The sequence below is a fragment of the Erwinia aeris genome (assembly GCF_041224955.1).
Taxonomy (GTDB): domain Bacteria; phylum Pseudomonadota; class Gammaproteobacteria; order Enterobacterales; family Enterobacteriaceae; genus Erwinia; species Erwinia aeris.
This window is the reverse complement of sequence record NZ_JBGFFX010000005.1, coordinates 17,531-41,393: the sequence shown is the minus strand read 5'-3', so window position 1 is coordinate 41,393 and position 23,863 is coordinate 17,531. Positions and strand designations below refer to the sequence as shown.

General features: G+C 56.6%; 23 protein-coding genes. 16 read left to right on the top strand and 7 right to left on the bottom strand.

Features of this window, described 5'->3' with window-relative positions; all coding sequences use genetic code 11:
• Positions 1 to 3 precede the first annotated feature (3 nt).
• The 10 genes from skp (at position 4) to AB6T85_RS10015 (ending at position 10,189) form a co-directional block, all read left to right on the top strand.
• Positions 4 to 501 carry a molecular chaperone Skp gene (gene skp, locus AB6T85_RS10060; protein ID WP_125289099.1) on the top strand — a complete coding sequence of 166 codons (498 nt, stop codon included), beginning with the start codon at positions 4 to 6 and terminating at the stop codon, positions 499 to 501.
• Between the two features lie 3 nt (positions 502 to 504).
• Positions 505 to 1,527, top strand: coding sequence for a UDP-3-O-(3-hydroxymyristoyl)glucosamine N-acyltransferase (gene lpxD / locus AB6T85_RS10055; RefSeq protein WP_301251359.1), 1,023 nt, complete (start codon positions 505 to 507; stop codon positions 1,525 to 1,527).
• A gap of 171 nt (positions 1,528 to 1,698) precedes the next feature.
• Positions 1,699 to 2,154, top strand: a complete 456-nt coding sequence (gene fabZ / locus AB6T85_RS10050) for a 3-hydroxyacyl-ACP dehydratase FabZ (protein ID WP_024965665.1) — start codon at positions 1,699 to 1,701, stop codon at positions 2,152 to 2,154.
• A gap of 3 nt (positions 2,155 to 2,157) precedes the next feature.
• Positions 2,158 to 2,946: an acyl-ACP--UDP-N-acetylglucosamine O-acyltransferase gene (gene lpxA / locus AB6T85_RS10045; protein WP_253455184.1), complete on the top strand. Its 789-nt coding sequence runs from the start codon at positions 2,158 to 2,160 to the stop codon at positions 2,944 to 2,946.
• A 3-nt stretch (positions 2,947 to 2,949) separates the two neighbouring features.
• The gene (gene lpxB, locus AB6T85_RS10040) at positions 2,950 to 4,089 is read left to right on the top strand and encodes a lipid-A-disaccharide synthase (protein ID WP_253455183.1); all 1,140 of its coding nucleotides are present in this window, start codon (positions 2,950 to 2,952) and stop codon (positions 4,087 to 4,089) included.
• Positions 4,089 to 4,700 carry a ribonuclease HII gene (gene rnhB, locus AB6T85_RS10035; protein ID WP_369895460.1) on the top strand — a complete coding sequence of 204 codons (612 nt, stop codon included), beginning with the start codon at positions 4,089 to 4,091 and terminating at the stop codon, positions 4,698 to 4,700. The genes lpxB and rnhB overlap by 1 nt, the downstream gene beginning before the upstream one ends.
• 22 nt (positions 4,701 to 4,722) lie before the next feature.
• Positions 4,723 to 8,205 carry a DNA polymerase III subunit alpha gene (gene dnaE / locus AB6T85_RS10030; protein WP_369895458.1) on the top strand — a complete coding sequence of 1,161 codons (3,483 nt, stop codon included), beginning with the start codon at positions 4,723 to 4,725 and terminating at the stop codon, positions 8,203 to 8,205.
• 12 nt (positions 8,206 to 8,217) lie between these two features.
• On the top strand, positions 8,218 to 9,177 hold the full coding sequence (accA, locus tag AB6T85_RS10025) for an acetyl-CoA carboxylase carboxyl transferase subunit alpha (RefSeq protein WP_369895457.1): 960 nt from the start codon (positions 8,218 to 8,220) through the stop codon (positions 9,175 to 9,177).
• A 363-nt stretch (positions 9,178 to 9,540) separates the two neighbouring features.
• Entirely contained in the window at positions 9,541 to 9,717 is a 177-nt protein-coding gene (locus AB6T85_RS10020) for a hypothetical protein (protein WP_253455180.1), read from the top strand.
• Positions 9,718 to 9,748: 31 nt separating this feature from the next.
• A complete protein-coding gene (locus tag AB6T85_RS10015; RefSeq protein WP_253455179.1) occupies positions 9,749 to 10,189 on the top strand; it encodes a hypothetical protein in 441 nt (146 codons plus the stop codon).
• A gap of 255 nt (positions 10,190 to 10,444) precedes the next feature.
• Here AB6T85_RS10015 and mtnA read toward each other — a convergent pair whose 3' ends face one another.
• The gene (mtnA, locus tag AB6T85_RS10010; RefSeq protein WP_253455178.1) at positions 10,445 to 11,470 is read right to left on the bottom strand and encodes an S-methyl-5-thioribose-1-phosphate isomerase; all 1,026 of its coding nucleotides are present in this window, start codon (positions 11,468 to 11,470) and stop codon (positions 10,445 to 10,447) included.
• 124 nt (positions 11,471 to 11,594) lie between these two features.
• On the opposite strand from mtnA, the gene mtnK reads away from it, so the two are divergent.
• Positions 11,595 to 12,794, top strand: coding sequence for an S-methyl-5-thioribose kinase (gene mtnK / locus AB6T85_RS10005; protein WP_369895455.1), 1,200 nt, complete (start codon positions 11,595 to 11,597; stop codon positions 12,792 to 12,794).
• Positions 12,795 to 12,919: 125 nt separating this feature from the next.
• On the opposite strand, the gene AB6T85_RS10000 is transcribed toward mtnK, so the two are convergent.
• Complete coding sequence (locus AB6T85_RS10000; protein ID WP_125289108.1) at positions 12,920 to 13,402, bottom strand: cold-shock protein; 483 nt, start codon at positions 13,400 to 13,402, stop codon at positions 12,920 to 12,922.
• A gap of 249 nt (positions 13,403 to 13,651) precedes the next feature.
• On the opposite strand from AB6T85_RS10000, the gene AB6T85_RS09995 reads away from it, so the two are divergent.
• Positions 13,652 to 14,350 (top strand): RluA family pseudouridine synthase, encoded by a 699-nt coding sequence (locus AB6T85_RS09995; RefSeq protein WP_369895454.1) that lies wholly within the window; start codon positions 13,652 to 13,654, stop codon positions 14,348 to 14,350.
• Between the two features lie 71 nt (positions 14,351 to 14,421).
• Here AB6T85_RS09995 and AB6T85_RS09990 read toward each other — a convergent pair whose 3' ends face one another.
• From AB6T85_RS09990 to fadE, 3 genes are all read right to left on the bottom strand, one after another.
• Complete coding sequence (locus AB6T85_RS09990; protein WP_301251351.1) at positions 14,422 to 14,961, bottom strand: DUF2058 domain-containing protein; 540 nt, start codon at positions 14,959 to 14,961, stop codon at positions 14,422 to 14,424.
• A 148-nt stretch (positions 14,962 to 15,109) separates the two neighbouring features.
• The gene (locus AB6T85_RS09985; RefSeq protein WP_369895452.1) at positions 15,110 to 15,403 is read right to left on the bottom strand and encodes a serine hydrolase domain-containing protein; all 294 of its coding nucleotides are present in this window, start codon (positions 15,401 to 15,403) and stop codon (positions 15,110 to 15,112) included.
• A gap of 106 nt (positions 15,404 to 15,509) precedes the next feature.
• Positions 15,510 to 18,002, bottom strand: coding sequence for an acyl-CoA dehydrogenase FadE (gene fadE, locus AB6T85_RS09980; RefSeq protein ID WP_301251347.1), 2,493 nt, complete (start codon positions 18,000 to 18,002; stop codon positions 15,510 to 15,512).
• A 214-nt stretch (positions 18,003 to 18,216) separates the two neighbouring features.
• Between fadE and lpcA the strand changes: the two genes are divergently transcribed.
• Together lpcA and AB6T85_RS09970 are read left to right on the top strand one after the other, a co-directional pair.
• Complete coding sequence (gene lpcA / locus AB6T85_RS09975) at positions 18,217 to 18,795, top strand: D-sedoheptulose 7-phosphate isomerase (RefSeq protein WP_253455168.1); 579 nt, start codon at positions 18,217 to 18,219, stop codon at positions 18,793 to 18,795.
• An 18-nt stretch (positions 18,796 to 18,813) separates the two neighbouring features.
• Positions 18,814 to 19,581: a class II glutamine amidotransferase gene (locus AB6T85_RS09970; RefSeq protein WP_253455167.1), complete on the top strand. Its 768-nt coding sequence runs from the start codon at positions 18,814 to 18,816 to the stop codon at positions 19,579 to 19,581.
• Here AB6T85_RS09970 and dpaA read toward each other — a convergent pair.
• Positions 19,552 to 20,286, bottom strand: coding sequence for a peptidoglycan meso-diaminopimelic acid protein amidase (gene dpaA, locus AB6T85_RS09965; RefSeq protein WP_253455166.1), 735 nt, complete (start codon positions 20,284 to 20,286; stop codon positions 19,552 to 19,554). The two genes, AB6T85_RS09970 and dpaA, sit on opposite strands and share 30 nt — an antisense overlap.
• A 239-nt stretch (positions 20,287 to 20,525) precedes the next feature.
• On the opposite strand from dpaA, the gene dinB reads away from it, so the two are divergent.
• Positions 20,526 to 21,581: a DNA polymerase IV gene (gene dinB, locus AB6T85_RS09960; RefSeq protein ID WP_301251345.1), complete on the top strand. Its 1,056-nt coding sequence runs from the start codon at positions 20,526 to 20,528 to the stop codon at positions 21,579 to 21,581.
• 77 nt (positions 21,582 to 21,658) lie between these two features.
• Here dinB and pepD read toward each other — a convergent pair whose 3' ends face one another.
• Positions 21,659 to 23,116, bottom strand: coding sequence for a beta-Ala-His dipeptidase (gene pepD / locus AB6T85_RS09955; protein WP_253455163.1), 1,458 nt, complete (start codon positions 23,114 to 23,116; stop codon positions 21,659 to 21,661).
• A 250-nt stretch (positions 23,117 to 23,366) separates the two neighbouring features.
• On the opposite strand from pepD, the gene gpt reads away from it, so the two are divergent.
• Complete coding sequence (gpt, locus tag AB6T85_RS09950) at positions 23,367 to 23,825, top strand: xanthine phosphoribosyltransferase (RefSeq protein WP_125289117.1); 459 nt, start codon at positions 23,367 to 23,369, stop codon at positions 23,823 to 23,825.
• Positions 23,826 to 23,863 lie beyond the last annotated feature (38 nt).

The following is a 23,863-nucleotide window of genomic DNA, read 5'->3' as shown; positions in this document are numbered from 1 at the left end:
ATAGTGAAAAAGTTGTTGTGTGCCGCAGGCCTCTCTCTCGCTCTGGCGGTTTCCGCCGGCGCTCAGGCCGCTGACAAGATTGCAGTGGTAAACGTTTCCAGCATTTTCCAACAGTTACCGGCGCGTGCGACAGTTGCGAAACAGCTTGAAAATGAGTTTAAAGGCCGTGCGACTGAACTGCAGGGAATGGAACGCGATCTGCAAACCAAAATGCAGCGTCTGCAGCGTGACGGTTCTACCATGAAAGCAAGCGAGCGCAGCCGTCTGGAAAAAGACGTGATGGCGCAGCGTGAAACCTTCTCCAGCAAAGCCCAGGCTTTCGAGCAGGATAACCGTCGCCGTCAGGCAGAAGAGCGTAACAAAATCCTGAGCCGTATTCAGGATGCAGTGAAAAAAGTCGCGGCTGACGAAGGTTACGACGTCGTGGTCGATGCCAACGCCGTGGCTTACGCCAGCTCATCCAAAGACATCACTGCTGATGTTCTGAAACAGGTTAAATAATCAATGTCTTCAATTCGACTGGCTGATTTAGCCCAGCAGTTGGATGCAGATTTGCACGGAGATGGCGATATCGTCATCTCCGGCATTGCTTCTATGCAATCCGCCCAATCCGGTCAAATCACCTTTCTTTCCAACAGCCGCTATCGCGAACAGCTGGCAGCCTGTAAGGCTTCCGCCGTGGTGCTGCAGGCGGCGGACGTAGAATTTTGCCAGAGCGCCGCTCTGGTGGTGAAAGACCCCTACCTGACCTATGCGCGTATGGCGCAGATTCTGGACACCACGCCGCAGCCAGCGACGAATATTGCGCCAGGCGCAGTTATCGACGCTACGGCGAAGCTGGGTAAAAATGTTTCCGTCGGCGCGAACGCCGTTATCGAATCCGGCGTAGAGCTGGGCGATAACGTGGTGATTGGCGCCGGCTGCTTTATCGGTAAAAACACCCGTATTGGCGCGGGTACGCGCCTGTGGGCCAACGTTTCCGTCTATCACGAAGTACAGATCGGCGAAAATTGCCTGATCCAGTCCGGCACCGTTATTGGCGCGGACGGCTTTGGTTACGCGAACGATCGCGGCAACTGGGTGAAAATACCGCAGCTGGGTACGGTCATTATTGGCGATCGCGTTGAAATCGGCGCCTGTACCACTATCGATCGCGGCGCGTTGGATAACACTCAGATTGGGAATGGTGTTATCATTGACAACCAGTGCCAGATTGCACACAACGTGGTGATTGGCGACAATACCGCGGTAGCAGGCGGCGTAATCATGGCGGGCAGCCTGAAAATCGGCCGCTACTGCATGATTGGCGGCGCCAGCGTGATCAACGGCCACATGGAAATTTGTGACAAAGTGACGGTCACGGGGATGGGAATGGTTATGCGACCAATCACCCAACCTGGGGTATACTCGTCCGGGATCCCGCTGCAACCGAATAAAAACTGGCGTAAAACCGCCGCGCTGGTCATGAACATCGATGAGATGAGCAAGCGCTTAAAAGCTGTTGAGCGTAAAGTCAGCGCGGAATGAGCGTCTGGTTGTTGAACCGCCTTCACTATTCCGCTGCACCTTGTGGAATATAAAAAGAATGCTAAGCATGGAAGGCTGGTGCACGGAAACTGATTTGCGGCCTGCGGACGATGCTCTCGTTGCAGGCCGTGTTATTGATGCCATCAGAATTTTTAGGACAGGAAGAGTATTTTGACTACTGAAACTCATACTCTGAAAATTGAAGAGATTATTGAACTGCTGCCGCACCGCTATCCGTTTCTGCTGGTCGATCGCGTATTGGAATTTGAGGAACATAAGTTTCTGCGTGCGGTAAAAAACGTATCGGTCAACGAACCGTTTTTCCAGGGCCATTTCCCTGGTAAACCGATTTTTCCAGGCGTGCTGATTTTAGAAGCCATGGCGCAGGCGACCGGTATTCTGGCGTTTAAAAGCGTGGGCAAACTTGAGCCGGGCGAGCTGTACTATTTTGCCGGCATCGATGAAGCTCGCTTCAAGCGTCCGGTCGTACCAGGCGATCAGATGATTATGGAAGTCACCTTCGAGAAAACCCGCCGTGGTCTGACCCGCTTTAAAGGCGTGGCGACCGTTGACGGTAAAATTGTCTGCGAAGCAACCATGATGTGTGCGCGCAGCCGGGAGGCGTAATTCGTGATTGATGAAACTGCTGTTATCCACCCCAGTTCAGTGATTGAAGAGGGCGCCGTCATTGGCGCTCGCGTGCATATTGGCCCGTTTTGCTTTATCGGCGCTAACGTTGAGATTGGCGAAGGCACCGTGCTGAAATCGCACGTGGTGGTCAATGGGCATACGAAGATTGGTAAAGACAACACGATTTACCAGTTTGCGTCCATCGGCGAGGTCAACCAGGATCTGAAGTATGCTGGCGAACCGACCCGCGTGGAAGTTGGCGATCGCAACAGCATCCGCGAAAGCGTCACCATCCATCGCGGCACCTCGCAGGCGGACGGCCTGACCAAAGTCGGCAGCGATAACCTGCTGATGGTTAACGTGCACGTTGCGCACGACTGCGTAATTGGCGATCGCTGCATTCTCGCCAATAACGCTACGCTTGGCGGTCACGTCACCGTGGATGACTTTGCCATTATTGGCGGGATGACAGCCGTTCATCAATTCTGCATCATCGGCGCGCACGTGATGGTCGGCGGCTGTTCCGGCGTTGCCCAGGACGTTCCGCCTTTCGTGATCGCGCAGGGCAACCACGCCACGCCGTTCGGCATCAACCTGGTAGGCCTGCAGCGTCGCGGCTTCAGTAAAGAAGCACTGCACGCGATCCGCAACGCCTATAAGGTACTTTACCGCAGCGGTAAAACGCTGGACGAAGCGAAGCCGGAAATCGCCGACATCGCTCGCGAGCATCCTGAAGTGCAGCCGTTCTTCGATTTCTTCGCCCGTTCTACCCGGGGTTTGATCCGTTAAGCCATGCCTCAGCCATTAACGATAGCCCTCGTCGCCGGAGAAACCTCCGGCGATATTCTTGGTGCCGGTCTGATCCGTGCCCTGAAGAGCAAGCACCCGGATACGCGCTTTGTCGGCGTAGCCGGGCCGCTGATGCAGGCTGAAGGCTGCGAAGCCTGGTACGAGATGGAAGAGCTGGCGGTGATGGGCGTCGTGGAAGTGCTGGAACGCCTGCCGCGCCTGCTGAAGATCCGCCGCGATCTGACGCAGCGCTTCAGCGAGCTTAAACCAGACGTTTTTGTCGGCATCGATGCGCCGGACTTTAACATTACGCTGGAAGGGCGCCTGAAGCAGCGCGGGATCCGCACCATCCACTACGTTAGTCCGTCCGTATGGGCGTGGCGACAGAAGCGCGTCTTCAAAATTGGTCGCTCGACCGATCTGGTGCTGGCGTTTTTACCGTTTGAAAAAGCCTTTTACGATCGCTATAACGTTCCCTGTCGCTTTATTGGTCATACAATGGCCGATGCGATGCCGATCGAGCCGGACAAGCGCGCCGCGCGGCTGGAGCTGGGTATTGCGGAAGGGGTGCCCTGCCTGGCGCTGCTGCCGGGCAGCCGCAATGCGGAAGTAGAAATGCTCAGCGCCGATTTTTTGCGCACTGCAGAGCTGCTGCGCGCCAAATGGCCCAATCTTGAAATCGTGGTGCCGCTGGTGAATCCACGGCGTCGCGAGCAGTTCGAAAAGATAAAAGCGGAAGTCGCGCCCGATTTGCCAATGCATCTGCTGGATGGCAAAGGCCGTCAGGCGATGATCGCCAGCGATGCGGCGCTGCTCGCTTCCGGCACGGCCGCGCTGGAGTGTATGCTGGCGAAATGCCCGATGGTGGTAGGCTACCGCATGAAGCCTTTTACCTTCTGGCTGGCGAAGCGCCTGGTGAAAACCGACTACGTCTCGCTGCCAAATCTGTTAGCCGGCCGCGAGCTGGTGAAAGAGCTGTTGCAGGATGAGTGCCAGCCGGCCCAGCTGGCGGCCGCGCTGGAACCGCTGCTGGCGCAGGGCGAAACCCGCGATCGCCTGCTGGCGACCTTTACCGAACTGCATCACCAAATTCGCTGGAATGCCGACGAACAGGCCGCCGCCGCCGTACTGGAGCTGTGTTAATGAGTTTTATCTATCCCCAGGCCAGCCTGATTGCTGGCGTGGATGAAGTAGGCCGCGGCCCGTTAGTCGGCGCGGTCGTGACCGCTGCGGTTATCCTTGACCCGGCAAAACCGATCGTTGGCCTGGCCGACTCGAAGAAGCTCTCGGAAAAACGCCGTCTGGCGCTGTTCGATGAGATCAAAGAGAAGGCGTTAAGCTGGAGCCTGGGCCGCGCGGAGCCGGAAGAAATCGACCAGCTGAATATTCTGCACGCCACCATGCTGGCGATGCAGCGCGCCGTGGCGGGCCTGGCGATCGTGCCGAATTTTGTGCTGATCGACGGCAACCGCTGTCCGGCGCTGCCGATGCCCGCGCAGGCGGTGGTCAAAGGCGACAGCCTGGTGGCGGAAATCAGCGCCGCGTCGATTATCGCCAAAGTGACGCGCGATAAAGAAATGGCAGAGCTGGATCTCCTGTTCCCGCAGTATGGCTTCGCCCAGCATAAGGGCTACCCAACGGCGCTGCATATGGAGCGGCTGGCGCTGCACGGCGCTACGCCACATCATCGCCGCAGCTTCGCGCCGGTGCGCAATGCGCTGCTGGATGCCGAAGTGCTCGCTGCGGCCCGATAACAAGTTTTCAGCAGGATTAAAGATGGCCGAACCTCGTTTTGTTCATTTACGCGTACACAGCGACTACTCCATGGTGGATGGATTAGCCAAGACTGCCCCGCTGGTGAAAAAAGCGGCGGCGATGGGTATGCCCGCCATAGCCATTACGGACTTCACCAACCTTTGCGGGCTGGTGAAGTTTTATGGCACGGCACACGGTCAGGGCATGAAGCCGATTATCGGCGCGGACTTTAACGTTGCCAGCGAGGCGATGGGCGAAGAGCTGTCGCAGCTGACCGTGCTGGCCGCGACCAATACCGGCTACCAGAATCTTACCCTGCTGATTTCACGCGCCTATCAGCGCGGCTATGGCGCGGCCGGCCCGACCATCGATCGCGACTGGCTGATTGAGCTGAACGAAGGCCTGATCCTGCTTTCCGGCGGTCGTCGGGGCGACGTTGGCAAAATGCAGCTGCGCGGCAACCAGACGCAGGTGGCCGAATGCCTGGCGTTCTACAAGCAATATTTCCCCAATCGTTACTATCTGGAGCTGATCCGCACCGGTCGACCTGACGAAGAATCCTGGCTGCACGCCGCCGTTGAGCTGGCCACGGCCGAAGGTATTCCGGTTGTGGCGACCAATGAAGTCTGCTTCCTGGAAGAGGACGATTTCGACGCGCATGAAATCCGCGTAGCCATCCACGACGGCTTCACGCTGGACGATCCTAAACGGCCACGCCTCTACAGTCCTCAGCAATATCTGCGCAGCGTTGATGAGATGTGCGAGCTGTTCTCGGACATCCCGGAAGCGCTGGCGAACAGCGTGGAAATTGCTAAGCGTTGTAACGTGACTATTCGCCTGGGCGAATACTTCCTGCCGCAGTTCCCGACCGGCGATATGTCCACCGAAGATTTCCTGGTGATGAAATCGAAAGAGGGGCTGGAAGAGCGGCTGGAGTTTCTGTTCCCGGACGCGGAAGTGCGCGCGCAAAAAAGGCCGGCATATGACGAGCGCCTCGAAATCGAGCTGAACGTTATCAACCAGATGGGTTTCCCCGGCTACTTCCTGATCGTGATGGAGTTTATCCAGTGGTCGAAGGATAACAACGTGCCGGTCGGGCCGGGCCGTGGTTCCGGCGCCGGTTCGCTGGTGGCCTATGCGCTGAAAATCACCGACCTCGATCCGCTGGAATTCGACCTGCTGTTCGAGCGCTTCCTTAACCCGGAACGTGTTTCCATGCCCGACTTTGACGTCGACTTCTGCATGGAAAAACGCGATCTGGTCATTGAGCACGTGGCCGAAATGTACGGCCGCAAGGCGGTTTCGCAGATTATCACCTTTGGTACGATGGCGGCGAAAGCGGTGATCCGCGACGTGGGCCGCGTGCTGGGGCATCCTTACGGCTTCGTCGATCGTATCTCTAAACTGGTGCCGCCCGATCCGGGCATGACGCTGGAAAAAGCTTTTGCGGCCGAGCCGCAGCTGCCGGAAATTTACGAGGCGGACGAGGAAGTCAAAGCGCTGATCGATATGGCGCGCAAGCTGGAAGGCGTCACGCGTAACGCCGGTAAACATGCGGGTGGCGTGGTGATTGCGCCTACGCAAATCACCGACTTTGCGCCGCTCTACTGCGACGAAAACGGCAACCATCCGGTTACCCAGTTCGACAAGAACGACGTGGAATACGCCGGTCTGGTGAAGTTTGACTTCCTGGGGCTGCGTACGCTGACCATTATCGACTGGGCGCTGGCGATGATTAACGCCCGTCGCAAGAAGCACGGCGAGCCGCCTGTCGATATCGCGGCGATTCCGCTTGATGACAAGAAAAGTTTCGATATGCTACAGCGCTCGGAAACCACGGCGGTGTTCCAGCTTGAATCGCGCGGCATGAAGGATCTGATCAAGCGTCTGAAGCCGGACTGCTTTGAAGATATGATCGCACTGGTGGCGCTGTTCCGCCCTGGCCCCCTTCAGTCGGGCATGGTAGATAACTTTATCGACCGTAAGCACGGGCGCGAAGCGATTTCCTATCCTGACATTCAGTGGCAGCATGAGTCGCTGAAGCCGGTGCTGGAACCGACCTATGGCATTATCCTGTATCAGGAACAGGTGATGCAGATTGCGCAGGTGCTGGCGGGCTACAGCCTCGGCGGCGCGGATATGCTGCGTCGTGCGATGGGTAAAAAGAACCCGGTCGAAATGGCCAAACAGCGCGGCGGCTTTGAAGACGGCGCGAAAGCGCGCGGCATCGACGGCGAGCTGGCGATAAAAATCTTCGACCTGGTGGAAAAATTCGCCGGTTACGGCTTTAACAAGTCGCACTCCGCCGCTTACGCGCTGGTTTCCTACCAGACGCTGTGGCTGAAGGCGCACTATCCGGCCGAGTTTATGGCGGCGGTAATGACGGCCGATATGGATAACACCGAGAAGGTGGTTGGCCTGGTGGACGAATGCTGGCGGATGGGGCTGAAAGTCCTGCCGCCGGATATCAACGCCGGGCTGTATCCGTTCCACGTGAATGACGACGGCGAAATCGTTTATGGTATCGGCGCAATCAAAGGCGTGGGCGAAGGCCCGATCGAAGCGATCCTGGAAGCGCGTAATAAAGACGGCTACTTCCGGGAACTGTTCGATCTTTGCGCGCGTACCGATACCAAAAAGCTTAACCGGCGCGTGCTGGAAAAGCTGATTATGTCCGGCGCGTTCGACCGGCTTGGGCCACACCGTGCGGCCCTGATGAGCGCGCTGAACGATGCGCTGAAAGCGGCGGATCAACACGCCAAAGCCGAGGCCATTGGCCAGGCGGATATGTTCGGCGTGCTGGCCGATGAGCCGGAACAGATTGAAAAATCCTACGCCGACGTGACGCCGTGGCCAGAACAGGTCAGGCTGGATGGCGAAAGAGAAACCTTAGGGCTTTACTTAACCGGGCACCCGATTAATCAGTATCTGAAAGAGATCGAGCGCTACGTGGGAGGAATGCGCCTGAAAGACATGCACCCGACCGAACGTGGCAAAATGACCATGGCCGTCGGTCTGGTGGTGGCGGCTCGCGTAATGGTAACAAAACGCGGAAACCGTATCGGTATTTGTACGCTGGACGACCGATCCGGTCGTCTGGAAGTGATGTTATTCACCGATGCACTTGATAAGTTCCAGCATTTGCTGGAAAAAGACCGTATCCTGATCGTCAGCGGACAGGTCAGCTTCGATGACTTCAGCGGCGGGCTTAAAATGACCGCTCGCGATGTGATGGACATTGATGAAGCCCGTGAAAAATATGCTCGCGGGCTTGCTATCTCGCTGACGGACAGGCAAATTGATGACCAGCTTTTAAACCGTCTCCGCCAATCCCTGGAACCTTATCGTTCGGGGACTATTCCGGTTCATCTCTACTATCAGAGAGAGGATGCGCGGGCGAAGCTGCGCTTCGGTGCAGCGTGGCGCGTATCGCCCAGCGATCGTTTATTAAACGACCTGCGATCGCTGATCGGGTCGGAGCAGGTGGAACTGGAGTTTGACTAAAACAGGAATATTATGAGTCTTAATTACCTGGATTTCGAACAGCCAATCGCAGAACTTGAAGCGAAAATTGACTCGCTGAAGTCGGTTGGCCGTCAGGATGAAAAACTGGATATTAACCTGGATGAAGAGATCCAGCGTCTGCGCGAAAAAAGCGTCGAGCTGACCCGGAAAATCTTCTCCGATTTAGGTGCATGGCAGATCGCGCAGCTGGCGCGTCATCCTTTGCGTCCTTATACGCTGGACTATGTCCGTAATGTCTTTACCGATTTCGACGAGCTGGCTGGCGATCGCGCTTACGCGGACGACAAAGCTATCGTCGGCGGCATTGCTCGCCTGGACGGCCGTCCGGTGATGATCATCGGTCATCAGAAAGGCCGCGAGACCAAAGAGAAGATCCGTCGTAACTTTGGCATGCCAGCGCCGGAAGGTTACCGTAAGGCGCTGCGCCTGATGGAAATGGCCGAGCGTTTTAATATGCCGATCGTGACCTTTATCGATACGCCGGGCGCTTATCCGGGCGTGGGCGCGGAAGAGCGCGGGCAGTCTGAGGCTATCGCACGTAACCTGCGTGAGATGTCTGGCCTGACCGTTCCGGTTATCTGTACCGTTATCGGTGAGGGCGGCTCCGGCGGCGCGCTGGCGATTGGCGTCGGCGACAAAGTGAATATGCTGCAGTACAGCACCTACTCGGTGATTTCGCCGGAAGGCTGTGCGTCAATTCTGTGGAAAAGCGCGGATAAAGCGCCGCTGGCCGCAGAAGCGATGGGCATTATCGCTCCGCGTTTGAAAGAGCTGAAGCTGATCGATTCGGTGATCCCGGAGCCGCTGGGCGGCGCGCACCGCGATCCGCTGGCGATTGGCGCTTCGATGAAGGCACAGCTGCTGGCCGATTTGGCCGAGCTGGACGAGCTAAGCAAAGAAGAGCTGCTGGATCGTCGCTATCAGCGTCTGATGAGCTACGGCTACGCCTGATAGCTGTCCGATCGCGGAAAGAGCGGGTTCTGAACAATGCGTTGTCTGAGTTAAGGCAGCGGAGCGTTCAGGGCCCGCTTTTTTATTGGACGCAGCAAAGGGCCAGCGAGATTAACAGATTACGGGATGGCATTGCCGTAACAGCGGGTACAAAACTGGTTCAGGGCCGTACGAATTGAGCTCATCCCCCGAACGCTCGTAATCTGGACTGATTAACCTGGCTCGGGAAAACGTTAAAGTTTTGGAAGGCGCCTAGCATTATTGCTGACAGTTTCTCTTTGCCCGGAAGTGGTTAAAAGACGTACACTGGCGATGTCGTTAAAAAACACCATCGCAAAGCAATCTGGTGGAGTGGAGCATAGTATGCATGTTCAGGAACTAAAGCGTATGGCGCGTGAGGAAGAAGCGCATCAGTGTTGGGATAAAATAGGTAAGGCCATTCTTAACCGTGGTAAAACTACGCCTGGCAAGAGCGTCAGCTATAAACCAGGCATGACGGTAGAGGATTTTCTGTCTGCGGCTAATCGCAAGCAGCGGTAGTCACTATATCGATAACAAGTAAGGACGACTTGTGAAAATCCAGGCCACTCTTTCCGATGAGTTCAATCCTGGCAGTTTAGATGAGCCTTTTTCAACTGACTGGATATATCTGACTCCTGACGAACAAAGGACAATCGCCAGGTTTGCAATAGATATTGGTGAAGGCCGCGCTCTGAAAGGAAAGAATAAACCATCATGGGTCAACGATAATTATGAAAAAATCGCTGGTTCAGATGGCTATGAAGAGCAAAATTATTGGCACTATCACTGTGGCCCAACGTGGTATGAAGAAACCTTCAAAGGGCTGACTGTCGATTTAAGATTTAATCCAAACGGCATGGCTTCCGATGAATGCATTCACTATATAAAAAAAAGCGATACACAAATAACTATTATTGGCTATTCAAGGAGGCACATACCTTTCCTCGCTTCAGATTGGGGCGAAAATCCGTTTTTTTCCTGCGAGGAGTAAGCCGCAGATAATTAAAAGTTAACGGTACAGGTTGAAAAGCTTCAGCGCTGAGCGATTAACGGCTTCAATGTTGTATTATTTTCCTGTATGTGAAGCTGGGGCTGTATTTGGGTAATAAAGCCCTTTGTGTTAAGGGCAAGGTTCGTAAAAGAAAAGAGCCTCGCTTTAATAAAAGCGCTTTGAGTTGCACAACCTGGAAACGACAGATTTTGCAATCCAGCCACTTTTCATCGTACAGGCTCTTGTTTATGCCTCTCAATCCACCGCCTGAAAAACCCCTGCCTCAACCTGGGCTGGCGTGACTACGCCCGTATCCAGCACCCAGCCGCTTATCAGCGCCGCTGGCGTGACGTCAAAGGCCGGATTATAGACCTGCGCATCTTCCGGCGCCCACTGCACCTGGCCGAAACTGCCCGCCACGCCCGTGACTTCGCTGGCGGCTCGCTGTTCAATCGGGATGGCGTCCCCATTCGGGCAGTGCGCATCAAGCGTGGTGTGCGGTGCAGCCACGTAGAATGGAACATTATGGTAGTGCGCCAGCACCGCCAGGCTGTAGGTGCCAATCTTGTTCGCCACGTCGCCGTTGGCGGCAATACGATCCGCGCCAACCCAGATGGCATCGACCTGTTTTTTCGCCATCAGGCTGGCCGCCATGCTGTCGCAGATCAGCCGATAGGGCACGCCCAGTTCGCCCAGCTCCCAGGCCGTCAGGCGGCCGCCCTGCAACAGTGGGCGCGTCTCATCTACCCAGACCTTTTCCACCCGGCCTTCCTGCCAGCCGCGCGCAATCACGCCCAGTGCGGTGCCGACGCCGGCCGTCGCCAGACCGCCGGTGTTACAGTGGGTCAGCAGGCGGCTGCCGGGCTTGATTAGCTTCACGCCTGCCGCCGCAATGCTGTCACACAGCGCTTTATCTTCTGCTACCAGCCGCAGCGCCTCAAAAGTCAGCGCGGTGACAAAGTGCTCCTGAGCCAGTGCCAGTTTCATCCGATCCAGATTGTTCATCAGGTTAACGGCGGTAGGGCGGGAGGCGCGCAGCACTTCCAGCGCATCACTCAGCGCCGGTTTAGGCATACCGTTTTCCGCCAGCAGGGCCAGCAGCAGGCTGGCGGAAAGGCCAATCAGCGGCGCGCCGCGTACACGCAGCGTTTTAATATGTTCGACCAGCGCCGCCACATCGGGCGTTGGACACCAAATCTTCTTTTGCGGCAGCGCCTGCTGGTCAAGGATCCACAGCTGGTTGTCACGAACTTGTAAGCTGGTTGTGCTTAGTGTCTGCATGAAGGTTAAATCCTGGTTGCGTAGTCAGGCCATATTGTGCCAACATGCCTGACGGATGTATAGACGTCTGAACGGCTTGAGGTAAAGAAGGCAGCAGACAAGTTAAAACGTGGAGGGGGAGTTAATGTCGCAATACCGTACGTTCACCGCAGCTGATGCGGTGGAATATGCCCGTGAATTTGGCGGCATTGCCGACCCACAAAGCCTGGTCAGTTCGCAGGAAATTGGCGACGGTAATCTTAACCTTGTTTTTAAAATCTTCGATCGTGACGACGTCAGCCGCATCGTCGTTAAGCAGGCGCTCCCCTATGTCCGTTGCGTGGGGGAATCCTGGCCGTTGACGCTCGATCGCGCGCGCATTGAGGCAGAAGTGCTGCAAATCCACGGCCAGTTTTGTCCGGCGCATACGGTAAAAATTCTGCATTACGATCCGGCGCTGGCGGTAATGGTGATGGAAGATCTTTCCAGCCACGCTATCTGGCGCGGTGAGCAGGTGAAAGGCATTGATTATCCGCAGGCCGCCGCGCAGCTGGGCGAATATCTGGCGCAGACGCTGTTCCATACCTCCGACTTTTATCAGCATCCGTATCAGAAAAAAGCGGATGTTATCCGTTTTACCAACCCGGAGCTGTGCGATATCACCGAAGAGCTCTTCTTTAACGAGCCGTATGAAGTGCATGAGCGCAACGGCTATCCGCGCGCGCTGGAGTCGCTGGTCGCTCAGCTGCGTACCGATGACGAGCTGCGCCAGAAGGTTGCCGGGCTGAAGCATCGTTTTCTGTCGAATGCGGAAGCGCTGCTGCACGGCGATGTGCACAGCGGGTCGATCTTCGTCGCGGAAAACAGCCTGAAAGTGATCGATGCGGAATTTGGCTTTTACGGCCCGATGGGTTTTGACGTTGGCAGCGCATTAGGTAATTTACTAATCAACTACTGCGCGCTGCCCGGCCTGCTGGCGCCGCGTGAAGCGGCCGACGCGCGGGAAAAGCGCCTGGACGACGTGCGTACAACCTGGCAGAGCTTTGCCGAAGGTTTCCTGGCGCTGGCTGCCGAAAAAACGCGGGATCGCGCGCTGGCTTATCCGGGGTATGCCGCCGAATTTTTGGCAAAAGTCTGGCGCGATACGCTAGGCTACTGCGGCACAGAGCTGATCCGTCGTACCGTGGGCATGTCGCAGGTTGCCGATATCAAAACGATTCAGGATGAAGTGATGAAAGCGGAATGCGTCCGTCAGGCGATAACGCTGGGCAGAACGCTCATTCTGGCCGCCGACCATGTCGAAAACATTGATGCGCTGATAGCGCGAGTGCGCCAGAACGGCTGAGGCGTTACGCAAGGCGGTTTCGGCCCGATAAAATGGTGCCAACCCGCCAGCCGCGCCCTGTACTGAACATTCGGGCCGGCCAGCGGGGCGGGGATCCCGCTAACGCTGCGGGATTTTGGCTTAATTTACATCTTGAGCAGTTTCACCGTCGCATCAATATCAATTTCATCTTCCGAGAAGATCAGCGTGGTGCCCTGGAAGGTGGTGATCGCCAGTTTTTTCAGCGTACGCATTTCTCCTGGCTTAACCGATGATTTCGGCCGGATGCTGCTCATCAATACGCCCACGGAAAGCACCGGATTTTCTTTATCAATACGGGCATCGACCGGCACTTCTTCGCTGAACACCACGTAATTTTTAATGGCGGTGAGCTTCAGGCGCTCGCCTGCAATATAGATGTATTTGCTTTCCGGGACGACTTTCACCGCATAGGCTGACAGCCCTTTGCTGTTGGTGGTAGGCTCGAAAGTTACCGCCGCATCTTTTTTAATCAGGTCTGGGTTGGCGACCTTAATCACATGAAAATAACGGTTATCGCCGTTTTCATCTTTGATAAATCCGAAGCCTTTATCTTTAAACCAGGTTGTGATCGTTCCGTTCATCGCCATTACCGCCTACTTAATCGATTATCTACTCAGTTTTTGCAGCGCGCAGTGTAAAGCACAATGCCCGCGCAGACTACGCCTTTACTTTAAGTCTGGACGATAATTTTCGGCTATGCGAGGCCGACAAAAGCGCGGCGAGGGTGAGGGAAGTATTGGCGTGACGGAGAGAAAGCTAAGCACGGGGCGCAGACAGATTCGTCAGCGGGCTGAAAATTCGTTATCATCCGCAGCCACTCTCCGTGCGGTAACCCGATGCCTGTGATCCCCGACACCTTTATTGCTCCGCCGTGCCATGACGAAATAGCTATCCTTTATCAGGACGAGTATCTGCTGCTGATCGCTAAACCCGCCGGGTTGCTGAGCCTCTCGGGGAAAAAACCGCAGAATCTGGATTCGGTGCATCATCGGCTGGTAAAGCTATTTCCCGGCTGCACCCTGGTTCACCGTCTGGATTTCGGCACTTCCGGGCTGATGGTGGTTGCGCGCACTAAGGCGATCAATGCCGCTCTCTGCCAGCAGTTCAGCCAGCGCGCCGTAACCAAGGTGTACAGCGCGCTGCTTTGTGGACATGCCGATGATGACGAAGGGGTGATAGACGCCGCGATTGCCAAAGATCCGGCGCTGTTCCCGCTGATGTCAATTTGCGCCACCCACGGCAAGCCCGCTCGCTCCGGCTATCGGGTCGTTGAGCGTTTTTATCATGAGCTGGAAAACGGAACGTCGCTGCCGCTGACGCGAGTACAGCTGACGCCGGAAACCGGGCGCACCCATCAACTCCGCATTCACTGCCAGCTGCTGGGCCACCCTATCTGGGGATGCGATCTTTATGGCGGACGCCTGCTGCCAGGCACCGAACGGACGCCGCGCATGATGCTGCACGCCAGCGAACTGCATTTCGTTCATCCCGTTAGCCAGCAGCGGATAGAAACCCGTCATGCCAGCCCGTTCTGAAAGCGACCCCGTCCGGAACTAACGCAAGAGCGGCTGGATGAGGTCAGATAACCCCAGGCCGCAGGCGTTTATTACCACATCAGATCGTCAGGCACTTTAAAGTCGGCATACGGATCTTCTTCATCCTGCTCTTCCTGACTCAGGGTGCTGTTTAATACGATGCTGCTCGCATCCCGCTGCGCAATTTTATCGGCTACGCTCGCGGGGATAATAGCGTACTGGTGCTCGCCGCCGTTATCACTCGTGAGACGAGCGATGGCGAGGCGACCGCTTGTCAGCTGCGCCTGAGTAAGCTTATCCACGGTAATTTTCTTAATAAGATTGTTATCCGTGAAGTTAAAATCAATATTGCCTCTTGCAACAACGATCCTGTTCATTTCAATCAGCTGCTTCACCTGAGCCTTATACTCTTTGGATAAAGCCGCCTGTTTCTGCTGCTCGTTTAGCTGCTTATCGCGCTCAAGCTGGGCTTTTTTATTTTCTTCCACGGCCGCTCTTGCCTCGCGAGCCTGAACCCGTGATTTTTTAGCCGTTCTCTGGACCTTATCCATTTTTTTGCTGGTCACTAATCCAGCTTTCAGCATCTGCTCTTGTAAGGTAAGTTTTGTCATTTTCGTTTCTGAGGCTGTTGAATAATTCAGGGATTATACCTGTAATTTTTAAGGCTGTACCGCGTTTCACCGTGCGGTATGGCATTGCCGGAGGGCGCTGGCATCGGCCTGGCGGGCCGAACGCCGCACCGCGCCAGACTTTAAGGGGTTAATAATGCGCGGCGATTTGTCGGGCCAGGCTACCTGCCGCAGAGTTTTTAAAAAGTGCGCTTGCGCAGTCAGCCTCAGGGGCCGCATGCATTGAACCTACATTGGTGAGAAGGGCGACCGCACAGTTGGCTTTTTCATACCACCATACGCAGGCGCTGGCGCCGAGCACGTTGCCGCCATGTCCTGTAGCCGGCCCGCCATCGGTATTTATTCTGAATAAGCTTAACCCCATTTCTCCGCTATCGGCCGGCAGCCAGCGCTGCATTGCCGCCATGCTTTCAGGGTTGAGCAATTTTCCATTTTTCAGCGCCAGTACGAACGAAGCAAAAAGGGAACCGTTTCCGGTTCCCTTATTCCATTGCCGAGGCCGCTACCTTTCACGACGACTGCCGGACAACTCAGGCGGCTTCCGTTTTGCGTTCGGTTTCTGCCTGCGGCTGGCTTTTCTCCGTCCGATCCTTATGCAGAGGATCATCCTGCTGCTTTACCGGCTGCGTTGCCAGTGCATCCGCCTCAAACTCGTCCACGTTAATGGAGCGCAGGCGACTGGCTTCGGCACGCGTCAGTACGGCGGCCTCTTCTTCCGTCAGCCATTTTTCCACCAGGCCTTTTTGCGCCAGCTTGTCCAGACGAGTAAAGGAGAGCGGCTTTTGCGCTTTCTTATTCAGCCTGTCATGGATAGCTTCCGCCGCTATGACGTCCGTTAATGCTTCTTCCAGCTGGCCTGCCGGGTTATTTTCGCCCGGCGTCAGATACTGGCCGCGCCCTAAGCGAGAGCGTGTGGCCGAAGGCACTTGCAGAATACGCGCCAGCTGATGGTCAAGCCGGTCGGAAGGCGCGCGGCAGTGGCGGCCCAGCGGGAAGACGACAACCTGCAACAAACCCGCGACCAGCCGGTTCGGGAAGTTGCGCAGCAGATCCTCAATAGCGGTTTCGGCCTGGTTCAGCGCATCCTGCACGCCCCAGTGCACCAGCGGCAGATCGGCCTCGTTGCGGCCTTCGTCTTCATAACGCTTCAGCGTGGCGGAGGCGAGATAAAGCTGGCTGAGCACGTCGCCGAGGCGTGCAGAGATGCGTTCGCGGCGTTTCAGGCTGCCGCCCAGTACCGACATCGAAATATCAGAAAGCAGGGCCAGGTTGGCGCTTAAGCGGTTCAGATGCTGATAGTAACGGCGGGTTGCATCGCGGGTCGGCGTTTTACTGGTGCGGCCAGCGGTCAGGCCCAGCCACAGGCTACGCAGATTATTGCTGGCGACGTGGCCGACATGGTGAAACAACGCTTTATCAAACGCGTGCAGATTATGATCCTGGGCCGCCGCCATTTCCGCAAGGATATAGGGATGACAACGAATAGCACCCTGACCGAAGATGATCATGCTGCGGGTCAGAATGTTCGCGCCCTCAACGGTAATGGCGATCGGTGCGCCCTGATAGGCTCGGGCCAGGAAATTGCTTTTACCCAGCATAATGCCTTTACCGCCGGCGATATCCATCGCATCCATAATGGCGCGCTGGCCGCGATGGGTGCAGTGATATTTTACGATAGCGGAGAGCACCGCCGGTTTCTCGCCCAGCATAATGCCGCTGGTGATCAGCGAGGCGGCCGCGTCCATCACATAAGCGTTTCCGGCGATGCGCGCCAGCGGCTCTTCGATCCCTTCCATCTTGCCGATAGGCAGACGGAACTGGCGACGGATATGGGCATAGGCACCAATAGCCAGCGCGATGCTTTTCAGGCTGCCGGTGGAGTTGGACGGCAGCGTGATGCCGCGTCCGACCGAGAGGCATTCCACCAGCATCCGCCAGCCCTGACCGGCCATCGCCGGCCCGCCGATAATATAGTCAATCGGCACGAAAATAGCGTCGCCGCGCGTCGGGCCGTTCTGGAAAGGTACGTTGAGCGGGAAGTGGCGCTTGCCGATTTCCACGCCCGGCGTCTGGGTAGGGATCAGCGCGCAGGTAATGCCCAGCTCTTCTTTTTCGCCCAGCAGATGGTCGGGATCGGAAAGCTTAAACGCCAGGCCCAGCACCGTGGCGACCGGTGCCAGCGTGATATAGCGCTTGTTCCAGGTCAGCCGCATTCCCAGCACCTGCTGGCCCTGCCACTCGCCCCGGCACACCACGCCCACGTCCGGGATAGCGCCCGCGTCGGAACCCGCTTCCGGGCTGGTCAGCGCAAAACAAGGGATTTCCAGGCCGCTAGCCAGCCGGGGCAGATAGTAATCTTTCTGCTCGTCGGTGCCGTAATGCTGCAACAGCTCGCCTGGGCCAAGCGAGTTAGGCACGCCAACGGTAATCGCCAGGATACCGGAAACGCCCGCCAGCTTTTGCAGCACGCGCGCCTGGGCATAGGCGGAGAACTCAAGGCCGCCGTACTCTTTTTTGATGATCATCGCGAAGAAACGCTGCTCTTTCAGATAAGCCCACAGCTCCGGCGGCAGGTCGGCCATCTCATGGGTTATCTGAAAATCATTAGCCAGTCGGCACGCTTCTTCTACCGGGCCATCCAGAAAAGCCTGCTCTTCCGGCGTCAGCCTTGGCTGCGGATAGTCATGCAGTTTGTTCCAGTCCGGCCGTCCGCGAAACAGATCGCCTTCCCACCAGGTAGTGCCGGCGTCGATCGCTTCTTTTTCCGTGCGCGACATCGGCGGCATCACTTTCTGGAAGGTCTTCAACATCGGTCTGGAAAAAAGCGCCTGCCGCAGCGGCAGCACGTTGAAGGGCAGCAGAATAATCGCTAACGGTACCAGCAGCCACGGCGTCCAGACGCCAGCCATTGCCCAGGCTGCCGTCCAGAGCAGCACGAGCAGGCTCGCCAGCCGCAGGTTAACACGGTGATAAAACAGCGCGCCAATGAGCAAAATTGTCGCCACGCAACTGAAAACCATCATAACCATCGCTCCGTAAGTTGTAAGAGGTCTGACCTGTTAGCTACAGATGTAATAGAGATGATTTTCTTTATCAATCTATTTACATGATAATTACAACCTGGCTCACAAAGCGCGACCGGCACAGGGCAAAGCGCCGCGTGAACGGGCAGGGCGCTTTTCGCCCGCGTGGCAACTTGCTAAACTGCCGCAGACCTCACCTAAAAGGACTCTCCCTATGTATCAGGACATCATTCGCGCCGAGCTGAGTGAAGCACAGGACACGCTCAATAATTTCCTCAGCGATGACGCCAATATCCATGCTATTCAGCGTGCTGCGGTACTGCTGGCGGATTCATTCAAAGCCGGCGGCAAGGTGCTTTCCTGCGGCAACGGCGGTTCACACTGCGACGCCATGCACTTCGCCGAGGAGCTGACCGGCCGCTATCGCGACAACCGTCCCGGCTATCCGGCAATCGCTATCTCCGACGTCAGCCATATCTCCTGCGTGGGCAACGATTTTGGTTACGATCATATCTTCTCACGCTATGTCGAGGCCGTGGGCCGCGCGGGCGACGTGCTGCTGGGCATTTCGACTTCCGGCAACTCTGCTAATGTGATTAAAGCGGTAGAGGCGGCGCGCGCGCAGGGAATGAAAGTGATTACCCTGACCGGCAAGGACGGCGGCAAAATGGCCGGAACGGCCGATGTGGAAATCCGCGTGCCGCACTTTGGCTACGCCGATCGCATTCAGGAAATTCATATCAAAGTTATTCATATCCTGATCCTGCTGATTGAAAAAGAGATGGCGAAGTAACTGACGCGAGGAACGGCTATGTGCGAACTGCTCGGGATGAGCGCGAATGTCCCTACGGACATCTGTTTCAGCTTTACCGGGCTTGTGCAGCGCGGCGGAAAAACCGGCCCGCATAAGGATGGTTGGGGCATCACCTTTTACGAAGGGAAAGGCTGCCGGACGTTTAAAGATCCGCAGCCCAGCTTTAATTCGCCGATAGCGCGCCTGGTGCAGGATTATCCGATAAAATCCTGCTCGGTGGTGGCGCATATTCGTCAGGCGAACCGTGGCGAGGTGTCGCTGGAAAACACCCATCCTTTTACCCGCGAGCTGTGGGGACGCAACTGGACCTACGCGCATAACGGCCAGCTGAAAGGCTATCGCGGGCTGGAAACCGGCCCTTTTCGCCCGATAGGCGAGACGGACAGCGAGCAGGCGTTCTGCTGGCTGCTGCATAAGCTGACCACGCGCTACCCGCGCACGCCGGGCAACTGGCCGGCGGTGTTTCGCTATATTGCGGAGCTGGCGACGGAACTGCGGGAAAAGGGCGTATTTAATATGCTGCTGTCGGATGGCCGCTATCTGATGGCGTTCTGCTCGACCAATCTGTTCTGGATCACGCGTCGCGCGCCGTTCGGTAAAGCGACGCTGCTGGATCAGGACGTGGAGATAGATTTTCAGAAGCAGACCACGCCGGATGACGTGGTCACGGTGATCGCCACTCAGCCCTTAACGGGCAACGAAACCTGGCACAAAATTGCGCCAGGCGACTGGGCGTTATTTTGCCTCGGAGAGCGCCAGCGCTGACTGGCTGGTGGCATCGTTCAGCAACGGGCTGTTCAGCACGTACTTGCCGCCGCTGACGCCCATTGCCGGCGGCTGGCGGTTTTTCACAAACTCGGCGTAGCCGGGCTGGAGCTGCTGCCAGAAGCTGAAATAAACCGAATAGCGATGGCGCTGCAGGTTGCTGTCGGTCATGCGGAATGGATAAATGCTGACGGCCACGCGCGGCTGGCCGTTGCGCAGCGCCGCTTCCACATAGCGATAGATATCGTCGATATTGGCATCCGTCATGGCATAGCAGCCCACGGAAACGCAGTTCCCGTGGATCATCAGGTATTTCCCTTCATAACCCTGCTGGCGGTCATATTCGTTCGGAAAACCCGTATTAATAGCGCGATAAAAGCGGCTGTCCGGCTTCAGCTGGGAAAGCCCCACGCTATAAAACCCTTCCGGACTTTTAAAATCGCCCTGGCGACGTTTAGGGCCTAACCCGCCGGAGAAATTACAGATACGGTAGCTGTCGAGCAGCCGATATTCGGTGCCGATTTTGCCATACAGCTCAAGCGTGCGTTCTTCTTTAAAGATCTGAATATAAACAGGTGTGCCGAGTAACTGCTTCTTTAACTCTTTGCTTACCGGCGCCAGAGGAGCGATCGGTGCGACCGGCGCGCTGGCGAAAACAACGGCTGGCAGAAAAAACATCGCAAACAGCAGTGCGATTTTGCCCATTCTGGTTCCCTTGATAGTAGGGTTGATACGCCGTCCGAAGACGTGGTTGACTCGCAGTTTCGGAAATATCCGTAAAAGCTGCGTCACATTAGCATTGTCTATTTTTTTATCAAGAGAGCCGCGTAGAAAAAACCGAGAAAAGTTGCGCCAGGCCGCTGCCGCTGCGCTTCGGCCGCCCGTTAACCTGTTGAAAACGCGCTCGCTGCCTGTATACTTATCCAGTGCTGGCGGAGGGGCGAATGCGCAAGATTATACATGTAGATATGGACTGCTTTTATGCGGCGGTGGAGATGCGCGACGATCCCAGCCTGCGCAATATCCCTATCGCTATTGGCGGCAGCCAGCACAAGCGCGGCGTGATCAGCACCGCTAACTATCCCGCCAGGAAGTTTGGCGTGCACAGCGCGATGGCGACCGCGACGGCCCTTAAGCTTTGCCCGCATCTGAAAGTGATCCCCGGCCGTTTTGACGCTTATAAAGAAGCCAGCGCGCATATTCGGGATATTTTCTCGCGCTATACCTCGCTTATCGAACCGCTGTCGCTGGACGAGGCCTACCTGGACGTTACCGACAGCCCGCACTGCCACGGATCCGCCACGCTGATGGCGCGGGAGATCCGGCAGACCATCGCCCGCGAACTGGATCTCACCGCGTCGGCCGGGGTGGCGCCGATTAAATTCGTCGCAAAAATCGCTTCGGATATGAATAAGCCGGACGGCCAGTTTGTGATCACGCCGCAGGAACTCCCGCAGTTTCTGCTGACGCTGCCGCTGGCAAAAATACCCGGCGTCGGCAAGGTCACCGCGAAAAAGCTGGAGGAGCTGGGGCTGCACACCTGCGCCGACGTGCAGAAAACGGATCTGGCCGCGCTGCTAAAGCGCTTCGGCAAGTTTGGCCGCGTGCTGTGGGAGCGCTGTAACGGCATCGACGAGCGCGAGGTGGTAACGGATCGCCTGCGTAAATCGCTGGGCGTGGAGCGCACGCTGTCGGCGGATATTCATGAATGGGAAGCGTGCCTGGAAATCATCGATTTTCTCTATGCGGAGCTGGAACGGCGGCTAAAGGTGATTAAGCCCGATCTGCTGATCGCCAGGCAGGGCGTAAAGCTGAAGTTTGACGATTTCCAGCAGACGACTCAGGAGCACGTCTGGCCAGTGCTGAATAAAGAAGACCTGATCGACGTGGCGAAAAAAACCTGGGAAGAGCGGCGGGCAGGGCGCGGCGTGCGTCTGGTCGGGCTGCACGTGACGTTGCTAAATCCGCAATTGGAAAGGCAATTACTGCTGGGGATTTAATGCCGCGTACGTTGCCCTGAGCGAGATTGCGAGCGGGAGAGAAAACGGGCGAAGCGTGGTGCTTCGCCCGTCCTGTTTTACTTAGCCGGGATCGCCTTCAACAGCGCGGTCAGCAGCTGCCAGTAAAGGCCGACGCTGCCGATATGCACCTGCTCATCCGGCGAGTGTGGGCCGGTGATGGTGGGGCCAATAGAAACCATATCCATATCCGGGTACGGCTTTTTAAACAGGCCGCATTCCAGACCCGCATGGATCACCTGGATATTCGGCGCTTTGTTAAACAGCTTTTTGTAGGTTTCTTCCACCAGCGCCATCACCGGCGAAGAGGCATCGGGCTGCCACCCTGGATAGCTGCCTTTCGCCACGGTTTTCGCACCCGCCAGATCGCCCAGCGCCGTCAGCGTTTCCACCAGGTAATCTTTGCCGCTGTCGATCAGCGAGCGCACCAGGCAGTTGATACGCGCTTCGTCATCCTTAATCGACACCACGCCGACGTTCAGCGAGGTTTCCACCACGCCTTTCATCACGTCGGAGTTGCGGATCACGCCGTTTGGCGTGCTGTTCAGCAGCGCAATAAAGGCGTCGCGGCTGATGGTGGAGAGCGCCTGGTCGTTAGCGGCGATATTTTCCACCACGATGTTGATGTTTTTCTCTTTCAGACCCAGCTCGTTGCGCAGGGTTTCCAGATAATGCAGCGCCATGCCTTTTAGCTGGTCGAGCTTATCGGCCGGAACGGCCAGCGTCGCCATCGCCTCACGCGGGATAGCGTTACGCAGCGTGCCGCCGGTGAAATCCACCAGGCGCAGATCCAGCGCTTTGGCGTGTGCGAACAGGAAACGGGCCAGCAGTTTGTTGGCGTTGCCCAGGCCCAGATGAATATCCGCACCGGAGTGGCCGCCCTTCAGGCCTTTCAGGATCAGCTGGATATGCTCGTAACCGGCCGGCACCGCTTCGCGGCTCAGCGGCAGCGTGGTGGTAAAGTCGATACCGCCCGCGCAGCCCATATAGATCTCGCCTTCCTCTTCCGAGTCGGTATTGATCAGGATATCCGCCTGCAGCCAGCCCGGTTGCAGACCGAAAGCGCCGACCATGCCGGTCTCTTCGGTCATGGTCAGCAGCACTTCCAGCGGGCCGTGCTCGACGGTTTTATCCGCCAGCACCGCCAGCGCGGACGCCATGCCGATGCCGTTATCGGCGCCCAGCGTGGTACCGCGCGCCTTGACCCATTCGCCATCAACCCATGGCTGAATTGGATCTTTGGTGAAATCGTGGGTGGTGTCGTTGTTTTTCTGCGGCACCATATCCAGATGCGCCTGCAGCGCGACCGGCTTGAGGTGCTCCAGCCCTTTGGTGGCCGGCTTGCGGATCAGAATATTGCCCACTTCGTCGCGAAAGGTGACAAAACCCTGCTCGCCAGCCCAGCTCAGCACATAGTTAGCCAACTCTTCCTCATGATAAGAAGGATGCGGGATTGAACAGATTTTGGCGAAGATATCCCACAGCGGCTGTGGTGACAGTTGAGAAAGTTCGGACACGTTAAATCTCCTGTGTCGACATCCCCGGCCAGCGGCGCGGGAGTGAGCATTTGTGATAGGGTTGGTCAGTATCTGACGCAGCAAACCCAAAGAATATCATTGTTTCCAGAGGCATGCTTAGTTCGCTTCGGCAAAAAAGCACCTTCCGGGCTATCCTGTGCTGGTTTTTAGCGGCTCAGATCTCTATAATTCCGCGCAACCCATCCCATTGTACATTTTTAAGCCGTTATTATCGGCCGGGACTCCTTTTATGAGTGAAAAATACGTCGTCACCTGGGACATGCTGCAAATCCATGCCCGTAAACTGGCCCAGCGCCTGCTTCCTGTCGAACAGTGGAAAGGCATTATTGCGGTCAGCCGCGGTGGCCTGGTGCCCGCTTCGCTGCTGGCTCGCGAACTCTGCATCCGCTATGTCGATACCGTGTGCATCTCCAGCTACGATCACGACAACCAGCGTGAAATGCACGTGCTGAAGCGCGCGGAAGGCGACGGCGAAGGCTTTATCGTAATTGACGATCTGGTCGATACCGGCGGCACCGCTCAGGCGATCCGCGATATGTATCCAAAAGCGCGTTTCGTGACTATTTTCGCCAAACCGGCCGGTCGTCCGCTGGTGGACGACTATGTCGTGGATATTCCACAGAATACCTGGATTGAACAGCCGTGGGATATGGGCGTGGTGTATATCCCGCCAATCGTAAAAGGTTGATTTAGCTCAATCAAAACGCCCGGTTCCGCCGGGCGTTG

What these genes read in the sequence shown, in the direction of transcription:
- dinB (WP_301251345.1), top strand. Translation starts at nt 20,526, where the DNA reads ATGCGCAAGATTATACATGTAGATATGGACTGCTTTTATGCGGCGGTG.
- dnaE (WP_369895458.1), top strand. Translation starts at nt 4,723, where the DNA reads ATGGCCGAACCTCGTTTTGTTCATTTACGCGTACACAGCGACTACTCC.
- mtnA (WP_253455178.1), bottom strand. Translation starts at nt 11,470, where the DNA reads ATGCAGACACTAAGCACAACCAGCTTACAAGTTCGTGACAACCAGCTG.
- mtnK (WP_369895455.1), top strand. Translation starts at nt 11,595, where the DNA reads ATGTCGCAATACCGTACGTTCACCGCAGCTGATGCGGTGGAATATGCC.
- AB6T85_RS09990 (WP_301251351.1), bottom strand. Translation starts at nt 14,961, where the DNA reads ATGACAAAACTTACCTTACAAGAGCAGATGCTGAAAGCTGGATTAGTG.
- AB6T85_RS10000 (WP_125289108.1), bottom strand. Translation starts at nt 13,402, where the DNA reads ATGGCGATGAACGGAACGATCACAACCTGGTTTAAAGATAAAGGCTTC.
- lpxD (WP_301251359.1), top strand. Translation starts at nt 505, where the DNA reads ATGTCTTCAATTCGACTGGCTGATTTAGCCCAGCAGTTGGATGCAGAT.
- AB6T85_RS10020 (WP_253455180.1), top strand. Translation starts at nt 9,541, where the DNA reads ATGCATGTTCAGGAACTAAAGCGTATGGCGCGTGAGGAAGAAGCGCAT.
- dpaA (WP_253455166.1), bottom strand. Translation starts at nt 20,286, where the DNA reads ATGGGCAAAATCGCACTGCTGTTTGCGATGTTTTTTCTGCCAGCCGTT.
- lpxB (WP_253455183.1), top strand. Translation starts at nt 2,950, where the DNA reads ATGCCTCAGCCATTAACGATAGCCCTCGTCGCCGGAGAAACCTCCGGC.
- AB6T85_RS09995 (WP_369895454.1), top strand. Translation starts at nt 13,652, where the DNA reads ATGCCTGTGATCCCCGACACCTTTATTGCTCCGCCGTGCCATGACGAA.
- accA (WP_369895457.1), top strand. Translation starts at nt 8,218, where the DNA reads ATGAGTCTTAATTACCTGGATTTCGAACAGCCAATCGCAGAACTTGAA.
- fadE (WP_301251347.1), bottom strand. Translation starts at nt 18,002, where the DNA reads ATGATGGTTTTCAGTTGCGTGGCGACAATTTTGCTCATTGGCGCGCTG.
- AB6T85_RS09970 (WP_253455167.1), top strand. Translation starts at nt 18,814, where the DNA reads ATGTGCGAACTGCTCGGGATGAGCGCGAATGTCCCTACGGACATCTGT.
- lpcA (WP_253455168.1), top strand. Translation starts at nt 18,217, where the DNA reads ATGTATCAGGACATCATTCGCGCCGAGCTGAGTGAAGCACAGGACACG.
- gpt (WP_125289117.1), top strand. Translation starts at nt 23,367, where the DNA reads ATGAGTGAAAAATACGTCGTCACCTGGGACATGCTGCAAATCCATGCC.
- rnhB (WP_369895460.1), top strand. Translation starts at nt 4,089, where the DNA reads ATGAGTTTTATCTATCCCCAGGCCAGCCTGATTGCTGGCGTGGATGAA.